We start from the raw sequence: 8898 nt of genomic DNA, 5'->3' as shown, positions 1-8898 counted from the left end.
TACTACAACGACATCGTCGACCATTGATGCCACGCCTGGACGAAGCTCGTCGATCAGCCTTGGAAATTCATATCCATGGGAATGCGGGACTGGGCCCACAGGTTCTGATTAGCGCTCGTTAGTATGAGTGCTCTGTCACTTATAAGCATAGAAGGGTTGGAGTTACCAAAATAGGAACGCCTGCTTGATTGTCTAGACTTTAAATCTAATGAACTTGACGGCATAAAGAACGAAGCGGCGGCATTTGAGCGCTTATCAGATAAAGCTCTGCTCCCAAGTGATGTTTACAGTATAGCATCTTCCAAACTGATATCGCGCTCCGACATGGCGCTCGTACGGTCAGTTATTAACAACTTCCATATGTCAGAAGCTTCCCAACAGTAGCACTGACGAAAGCCTCGATGGAATCTCATAATTAGGAAAATGGTGCGACGGTAGCAATATCGCACAGCGATATTTAGTTATCGTAATGTCCATAAGACAAAAGGTGATTATTAAACCAATCGATTATTTTAGAATTTACGCTCGTGAGTCAAACTTATCTGATGCATCCAACATCTCTAGCGCTCTTGAATTATTCCCGAACGTGTACGGCGCCCACTTCTCTGTTATCAACCGGAAAGGTAAATTTCTTTGAGAAGCATACATAAAAAACGACCGCCCGGATGATCCCATACGAAGGATATCCGTCGAGTCTGGGCTCGTCGAGTGCAAGGCAACGGGTATAATGGGCTCGGTTGCCAGTGGAGTTAATGTGGCGATGGTAATGGTTATAAATCTCGGGAAATATAATCGGGATGCATTGCGCCATGCAAGAGAACTGAAATTTAGCAAATCTATTTGAGGCGGCGTGTCGAAGAGAAAGCGGCCTTAACACGAGTGATCTGCATCGGATGGAATGGCAAAATTTTATAATTTTGCTTCGGCCTCGCCCTGTCATCCGTGATGTGGGCGGGGCTGTCTCATTTTGAGGGCTCAGCATGACCAACCCCACCCGCCGCGACCTCTTCGAAATGCCTGCCGGATCTGCATCGCGGCATGTCTCAGATCAGTCCTTTCGATAGCGCTTACCGCGCAACTCGCCTGCCATAAACCGCATATCGAGCCACCAGGCGCCTAATATTCCGAGGCGGCGCTGTGGCGCGTTCGTCGGTCTGAGATCGCGGGCGGATCGCGTCGGGCTGGGGTGTGCTCGGCATGACGGGCAACTGCAGCCCCCCCCCCCCCCCCCCCACACATCCTGCGAAGCGAGCCTACCAGGCAGATTGATGCGAGTTGATGTATCTCTGTGCTAGGGTATAATAACAGCCGCCGCAACGGGATCGCAAGAGCAGATATGACGTTCAGAGATAAGGTACCCCCGCCCTTGAAGAAGGCTTACCGATACCTAAAGAAGAACCTACAATTAGATGTACCTAAGGACCCATTTGGGCCTTATGTGCTGCCTGAAGGTCGTAAAAATTCGGCATTAGAGAGGTTTTCAAAAATTAACTGGCACGTCTCTGCTGGTTCTCGAATCATTTATGGCCTTCTTCCTACTGCAGGGCTACGTAACGTAGGCGATCATGCGCAAATATTGGCAATTCAGCGATGGATTGGCAAGCAATATCCGGGCATTCCGGTAATAGAGCTCGACAAGGATGTTATTCTTGCGTGCGCCGATAAAATTGCCGAAAGTGTTAAGCCAAACGACCTTGTTTTTATTCATAGTGGGGGAAATCTGGGAGATCGTGGCATCTACTCAGAAACTGGACGGAGGCTGCTTATCTCGAAGCTGCCGAACAACAGGGTCGTTAGCCTGCCGCAGACCATATATTTTCATGACCACAAGGTCGGGCGCTATCAAAAAAGAGTAAGCGAGTATGTATACGCTCAGCATGATCGATTAACTGTAATCGGGCGCGATCCGGTAAGTGGCGAGATTGCGAGCAAGATGTTTCCGCGTGCTCAAATTCTCACAATGCCGGATTACGTTTTGTCGTTGGACAAGAACGAATTTACCTTAAACGCGAGGCCTGCGAATTCCGGCAAGACGCTTGCCTGTCTTCGTGTCGACGATGAATCGATCTTTACAGCAGATGAAAGGGTGAGGGTTTCTGAGCTGGTCCCGGCACCCTTTACGCTTTACGACACGACGCTCGAAAGTCCCATCGAGGATGAACAACGATATGAAGTCATTAGAGATACACTTGAATTATTCGAATCACATGATGCTGTTTTAACTGACCGGTTCCATGGGTTAATTTTTGCAGTTATCACGCGAAAGCCTGTAGTGGTTCTCCGAACGGTCGACCATAAACTTACTTCCGCTCTCGAATGGTTTAAAGATATTCCGAACGTCATATTTTGCGAGTCTGTCGATGAAATCCGCTCGACGCTAGCAAAAGCGAAAGCCGTTCCTCCGTTCAAGTATCCGGACTTCAATTCGCTTCATTTTGATAGGTTGCCAGGTATTCTGGCTGAAATGAGGGCATCGGCTCAGCCAAAACCATCATCGGAGCCACTCAAGCCGACAATCCCGGGATTGGATCGCAGAAAAAGCCCACGGGCATTAGCTGGCTGGCTTAAACGAGGGGCGGCTTCCTACTACAAAGGAACAAGGGGAGACGTCGTACTTAAAAATTTTAATGAGGTAGATAATTCAGTTTTGTCAGATGATGAACTTATGGCCTTTATGCGCCATGACGCCCATCGTATCGAAAAGTCATTCTACAATCGAATATTTCACCGCAAGAGAGCTTTTTACGATCGGCGCAGAGAAAACGTTTTTCACAGCGCTCAGCTCCTCAGAGAGCGAAATGGGCGGATCAATGATCCGACCGTCAAGTGGGCTATCAACATAGCAGACACCTATGACCGCCTGGAGGCCGAGTTTATTAAAAAGCAGTCGACGTCGGCGAGACCTGTAGATGAGACGCTGCTGCCTGATTACTTGCGTATGGTGAGCTCGCGCAGGAGTTCTCGGGTTTGGAGTGAAACCCAACCCTCCGTAGATGAGTTGAAGCATTTTGCTAACAAGATGGTTGACGCAGCGCGGTGGGCTCCAAATTCTGGAGATCGACAGCCATGGAGGTTCCTTGTTATAGCCGAAGAATCTGAGAGGCATCTACTTAAAGAACTGAAAGAGGAGCACTGCTACGATGCTCCCTGCCTTATTTTTGTTGGTGCCGACCGGCGGTTTTATGGCGGACTAGGCAATAACGAGGCTGGCCTCTATATCGATGCAGGGGCTGCAATCATACAAATGATACTTGCTGCACATGTCTGCAACTATGGGGTATGTTGGAACCATTTTTCACGAGACCTAATAGAGTCCAGAGAAGCAAATAGAAAACGTTATGAGACATTTTCGCATAGGCTGAAAATACCTGCACACATTGAGCCGGTGGCTATAGTCGCGTTTGGGGCAGCAAGTTTTCACCCGCCAGTACCAACACGAATGGACGTTTCCTCATTGATGTTGCGCCCAAACGACTGAGTTGATGACAGCAAGCCTACTTTATTGCGGGCTTGCTCTAAACAGTTGAAGCTTGGCTTGCCTCATATTCAGATCCGAGTGTCCGCTTCCGCAGTACGCTGGTAACCAAGGCCTGCCCCGTGGGGCGGGCCTTTTGCTTGAGCGGCTGATGCTCCGGGACATCATCTTGATCAGCGGAATCCAGAGGCAGTCTATGCCCAACCGCACCGGCTGCGCCCCCCCCCCATGGCGTCCTGATCGGCGGCATCGTCGCAGCCGTCGTTTTGGCCGGGCTTGCTGTAGCCGTTCTGTAACCCTCCCGTCCTCCTCGACGGGTCGCCCTGCAACGCAAATGGCGGCGCTGCTCGGGGGAGTAGCGCCGCCTGTATGGCACCTGCTTCAGCACGACGATACGGACGATGTGTCGTGCTGGTGGCTCATCCTCGCCGCCGAACCTATCCAAAACCATAACCAAAACAGCGGCTCGCCCTCATCAGGCGGGCCTTTTTCCATGCCCGGAGCAAACCATGGAACTCGTCCCTCACTGGCGTCGGGTGCTGAAGCACGCCTCGTCGATCCGCTTGATGCTTCTGGCCGGGCTGTTCTCTGGCCTCGAGGTCGGCCTCCCGCTGATCGACGGCCTCTTCGACATCGCGCACGGCGTGTTCGCCGCGCTGTCCGGCATCACCACCGCCGCGGCCTTCATCTCCCGCCTCGTCGCCCAGTCCAACGTCCCAACATCCGGAGGCTCCGATGCCAGTAAATAGGATCACCGCCAGCAAGCGCGGCAAGGCGGCGATCGCCGGCGTTGTGCTCGCTGCGGCTGCGGCTGCCGCGGTCCCGTTCGTGAACAGCACGCCGGCATCGGTGACGCTCGCCGTCGACCATCTGATCAAGCCCTGGGAAGGGCTGGCTCTGCGATCGCAATTGGACCAGTACGCGAAGATCTGGGACATCTGCTACGGCGAGACCCGTATATCAACGGCCGCCCGCTGACGGCCAACATAAGCTTCACCAAGGCCGAGTGTGAGGCTATGCTGAAGAAGCGGGTCAGCGCCGGCTATTACACGCCGCTGACGAAGCAGATCAAAGGCTTCACCAAGCTCCCGATCTCGGTCCAGGCCGCCCAGATCTCCGGCGCCTACAACTTCGGGGTAGGGGGCATGGTCGGCTCGCGCGCGGCCGCGCTGGCAGTGACCGAGAAATATTGCGAGGCCTGCGAAGCCCAGACCGCTTGGAATAAGGCCGGCGGCCAGATCGTCACCGGCTTGGTCCGGCGCCGCGAGATGGGGGACGCGCAGCGGCTCGGTGAGGCCGAGCTCTGCGTGTCGGGCTGACGACTGAATACATGAATACTTCAAATCGCGCCGGACTCAGATCAGTGTAGGCATGGATTCGAAATTCCAGTGACAATACGTCGCCAGCCCAGCTTTTCGGCGAGTCGCCCAGCCATGCGAAGCCACCCGGTTTACTTAGGTGGTAAATAAACAAGGACATCAGCCGAGGCACAGTTCCCTCGTTTATGGCAATTATGTCCCCGTCCCCAATTCCTGCAAAGGATTTGAGTGCATCGTAGTTGACATATCCAACGTGAATTTCGTGTCCAGGCTTTTGATCGATTGCAGGTTCTTTTGCATGCGACCTAAAGGAAGCGAGAATGCGCTCATAAAAATCTCGCGTCGGCATCTTCAACTCATTCAAATCGAACGCCGCTACTCCAAAGTCTGCAACTCTGCGCGCAAATTCCGCATCTGCCGTAAAGGTATGAAGCTTCTCCGATTTAGCTTTTGCCACCAGAAGCTTCAAATAAGCGGCTCGGAAAAGAAAAATCTAACGGACCGGCCAAAATCACGCGCCGCGCTGTAGGCGCTCGACCAGCATCCACCTTCAACCAAGGCCCTGCCATCGCGGCGGGGCCTTTTTCATGTCCGGAGCCCGACCATGAATCTAAGCTTTGCTACCCTTACCGCCATCGTTGGATCAACGAACGCCAAGCAACTGGCGAACATGAAATCCATGCTGCTCGGCCTCGAGCAAATGGGCCCCGCAATCGGCGTCAACACGGCGCAGCGTCTGGCGCAATATTTCGCACAGCTGATGCACGAGACCGGTGGCTTCGTCTTCGATCGTAAGGCTTGGGGGCCGACGCCTGCGCAGAGGGGATACGAAGGCCGCAAGGATCTCAGCAACGTTCAGCCGGGCGACAGCTCGAAGTTCCGCGGGCACGGGCCCGTTCAGGTCACCGGCCGGGCCAACCGAACCCTACCTATTTCGGATCTGGCTCAGGCGTTCCCCCGAACTCGCTCGGCTATGGCATCTGCAAGGGCCTCTTGCTGGCGGTCCTCCAAAACCTGCTCGCTTAAACAAACGCTCTGCTAAATCGTCAGATGGCTACGCCCTCCTATCGCACGAAGTCGTTTAGCTGGAATACCTGTGTATACGGTATGGGATTGCAGCCTCCCCTTGACGACAGCGCCTGCCCCAACAACACAACCGTTTTCCAGCACACTGCCTGGCAAGATTGTTGCACCCGCTCCAATCCAAACGCCTGAACCGATCTGAACAGCAGCCGCGGTTATCGGCTCCTCACCATTGTTCTCTCCGTAGATCGGATGTGTCACCGTCAAGATCATTACCCTGGGTCCGATCATCGTGTTTTCTCCGATTGTAATGCCGCCCCGACAGTCGAGATAGCAACCGCGGTTTAGGTATGCTGACGAACCTAATTCGAGAGCCCCTGGAACGACGGTACAGTCAGCTTCGACGAATGCAGACTGGTGCACAGCTCCGGCTTGTCGGGACAGTATCCATCGACGGGCGCGGGATGGGAAAATTTCAAAACGCTGCAGTGCTAAAGCTGTTCGAAAAAGGTAGGAAAATTTACGCAAGGGAATCCCCGTCGGCAGCAATTGATTGCCGCGGACCTTATTGGATAGATTTTCTCCATCAAGCATAGTCATAGTCCCGTTAGACTATCTGATTAGAGGCCGCGCAAAGCCGGGCCGCTCTATGACCTCAATCGTCTGATTGGTGCCAGCCTCTAGGCCTCGCCCTGTCATCCATGATGTGGGCGGGGGTCATCCGGGCGCTGTAGAACTTTGACCAGCGTCATTTTCGCCCAAGCCAATGCCTTCGTGTAAGCTACGTCTTTGAGCGTTCTGGTGCAGAGCTTGACAGTTTTGTGACCAGTGGTTGGACCTGCAACTGTTTAGTGATTACATTGGGGTAGACGGGAAGGACATCTCGCGGGGAGGGACGGTTATGAACAGGACGGTCGATCACCTAATTGAGCATACAAATATGTTAGCCACTCCACGTACCCAGTTCGGACCAGCCCGAGGAATTATCGTCGGCTTCGTAATTTGCGCGGCCTTCTGGGCCGGGCTAGCGATCGTGGTGCTTGGCTGAAGGCTTCCGGCCGTCCTCCCGACGTTCGGTGCCGGCATAATAATCTACAGCGACTCTGCGATCCGTATTCAGCACTGGCGGCGGGAATGGTCTCGTCGTTTCGCAATAGACCCAGCCGCCATCATGCCTTCTGCGGAACAGCTTGTGTTTCCGAGAAGAGGGAAAGGTCTGCATTTCGATGAAGTAGCGTAGCCAGCTGATTGGCTCCCAGTCGCCATCGTTCGGAAGTTCGCTCTTCTTCAAACTGTCACCCAATTTGCGCCCGCCCATCAACAGGGCATCGACCCGTAAAGTTCAACTAGCTCCTCAAGTATTTTGAATACCTGGCGGCGCTTACATGAATAGACAATCTTTCCATGAAGGCTCGCCGTCATCGGCGGGACTTTTCCATGTCTGAAGCATCCTCATGGCCATCCGCGATACGATTGAGGCACTGCTGGCCGGCTGAACCCCCACCATCAACATCATGCACCCTATCCACAGGCTCGCCCTCACCTGGCGGGCCTTTTTTTTGTCTCGTGAGGATCCGCCATGCAGCAACTCAGCAAAGCTGGGGCCGCCTTCGTTCGCACGCTCGAGGGCGTCGTGCTGAAGGCCTATTACGACAACGCCACGCCGCCCGTTCTGACGATCGGCATCGGAGCGACCTGGGCGTCCGCAGCCTTCCGGAAGTGGTGGGGTAAGAACCGGCCGGGCCAGAAGTTCGACACCACGGCCGTCATCACGCGGACCGAGGCCGACGAGAGCTGAATGCTGATGCTGATGTTCGACGAGGAATACGGGGCGGCCGTCGCCAAGTTCCTAGGCAAGGATGTCGAGCCGCACGTCTTCGACTGCACCGCCAGCCCGGTCTTCAACCTCGGGACCGGCTCGTTGAAATGGCGCTGGGCGGCTGCGGTCAAGGCTGGCGAACTTGATGCCGCGGCCGCGCTGTTGAAGGTCACTGGCACGACTGCCGGCGGCAAGGTGCTGAAGGGCCTCGTCACGCGCCGGAGGGAAGAAGCCGAGCTGATCTCGACCGGCGACTCTGCGATTGGCGGGAAGGCGCCGGTTGCTGCCGAACCGGATGCGATGGCCGATGGCGTCCTGCGAAGGGGAGAGCGCGGCGACGCGGTGAAGAAGCTGCAGTCCGACCTCCGGACACTTGGCCTCTACAATCAGGCGGTCGACGGCATCTTCGGGTACGGCACCGAGGCGGCCGTCTTAGCCTTCCAGAGACAGAGCGCGGCACTCGACGACGACGGCGTGGCCGGCGGCAAGACGCTGATGACACTGGCGGGCGCGCTGGTAGGCGCTCCAGAGCCCCCTGTGGTGACTGCGGACGACGTACCCCGCGCTTCCGAAGCCGCCCCGCCGGTACCCCCCGGCGCTGTAGTGGGTCCAGCACCAGCAATCCCCGCTCCGCCGCTCGGCGAGGCGCCCATCGGCACCATCAACCAGTACCTCACGATCATCGAAGCCTCGATGGCGGCCATTCGCCATATCCGAGCTGGGCAGGAGTAGAGACCATGTGGGAATCGTTCTGGAACACGACCTGGGAAATCCTCGGGCCGGTTTACGCCACGCTCCTGCCGATCGCCGCCTCGGCCGCCGTCGGTTGGGCAGTGCAGCGCTACAAGAAGGTGACCGGCGTCCAGATGGACAAGATCTATTCAGACCTGTTGCAGGGCACGATCACCCGGACCGCGAACGCGATCGTCGTCAAGGCCGGTGGTGCGGCTGCGCTAACGTCACTCCCAGGTCAATCGCTGGAACTCGGCGTCAAGCTGGTCCGCGACGCCATCCCCGATGCCGTCGAACATTTCCGGAAGCAAGGCCTTACGGACGAAAACATCGCGGAGAAGATCAAGCCTCAGGCCGAGGCGATCATCGCGGCCACTCCGCTGGCGCCTGACGTTGCGGCCCGGCAGGCGGCGCTGAGCGCGATGGTGGACCAAGCGTTGAAGCCAGTGCCTGCGCCAAAGCTCGTCCCCGACAGCCTCGTCCTCGACCAGATCGTCCGCGGCATGGCCGCCGCTGGCAAGGGGTAGGCC

Annotated in this window: 9 protein-coding genes; 8 read left to right on the top strand and 1 reads right to left on the bottom strand. The window is 55.7% G+C overall.

Going from position 1 to position 8898, the window contains the following annotated elements; all coding sequences use genetic code 11:
- Positions 1-1366 precede the first annotated feature (1366 nt).
- From ACZLZY_RS05200 to ACZLZY_RS05180, 5 genes are all read left to right on the top strand, one after another.
- Positions 1367-3478, top strand: a complete 2112-nt coding sequence (locus tag ACZLZY_RS05200; protein ID WP_472932376.1) for a polysaccharide pyruvyl transferase family protein — start codon at positions 1367-1369, stop codon at positions 3476-3478.
- A 506-nt stretch (positions 3479-3984) separates the two neighbouring features.
- Positions 3985-4224, top strand: coding sequence for a DUF7940 domain-containing protein (locus tag ACZLZY_RS05195; RefSeq protein ID WP_472932375.1), 240 nt, complete (start codon positions 3985-3987; stop codon positions 4222-4224).
- Complete coding sequence (locus ACZLZY_RS05190) at positions 4211-4453, top strand: lysozyme family protein (RefSeq protein WP_472932374.1); 243 nt, start codon at positions 4211-4213, stop codon at positions 4451-4453. Before ACZLZY_RS05195 ends, ACZLZY_RS05190 begins: the two co-directional genes overlap by 14 nt.
- Before the next feature lie 38 nt (positions 4454-4491).
- A complete protein-coding gene (locus ACZLZY_RS05185) occupies positions 4492-4794 on the top strand; it encodes a glycoside hydrolase family protein (protein WP_472932373.1) in 303 nt (100 codons plus the stop codon).
- 604 nt (positions 4795-5398) lie between these two features.
- On the top strand, positions 5399-5836 hold the full coding sequence (locus ACZLZY_RS05180) for a hypothetical protein (RefSeq protein WP_472932372.1): 438 nt from the start codon (positions 5399-5401) through the stop codon (positions 5834-5836).
- Here ACZLZY_RS05180 and ACZLZY_RS05175 read toward each other — a convergent pair.
- Positions 5833-6411, bottom strand: a complete 579-nt coding sequence (locus ACZLZY_RS05175) for an acyltransferase (RefSeq protein WP_472932371.1) — start codon at positions 6409-6411, stop codon at positions 5833-5835. The genes ACZLZY_RS05180 and ACZLZY_RS05175 overlap by 4 nt on opposite strands.
- A 985-nt stretch (positions 6412-7396) precedes the next feature.
- Here ACZLZY_RS05175 and ACZLZY_RS05170 point away from each other — a divergent pair.
- The 3 genes from ACZLZY_RS05170 to ACZLZY_RS05160 are packed head-to-tail and all read left to right on the top strand — an operon-like array spanning position 7397 to position 8895.
- The gene (locus ACZLZY_RS05170) at positions 7397-7615 is read left to right on the top strand and encodes a hypothetical protein (RefSeq protein WP_472932370.1); all 219 of its coding nucleotides are present in this window, start codon (positions 7397-7399) and stop codon (positions 7613-7615) included.
- Entirely contained in the window at positions 7616-8368 is a 753-nt protein-coding gene (locus tag ACZLZY_RS05165; RefSeq protein WP_472932369.1) for a peptidoglycan-binding protein, read from the top strand.
- A 5-nt stretch (positions 8369-8373) separates the two neighbouring features.
- Entirely contained in the window at positions 8374-8895 is a 522-nt protein-coding gene (locus ACZLZY_RS05160; RefSeq protein ID WP_472932368.1) for a hypothetical protein, read from the top strand.
- The last annotated feature ends 3 nt before the right edge of the window (positions 8896-8898 follow it).

It is taken from the genome of Mesocryomonas lacus (assembly GCF_055730135.2).
Note: the sequence above shows the minus strand (reverse complement) of the source record. Positions and strands in the feature narration are given on the sequence as shown.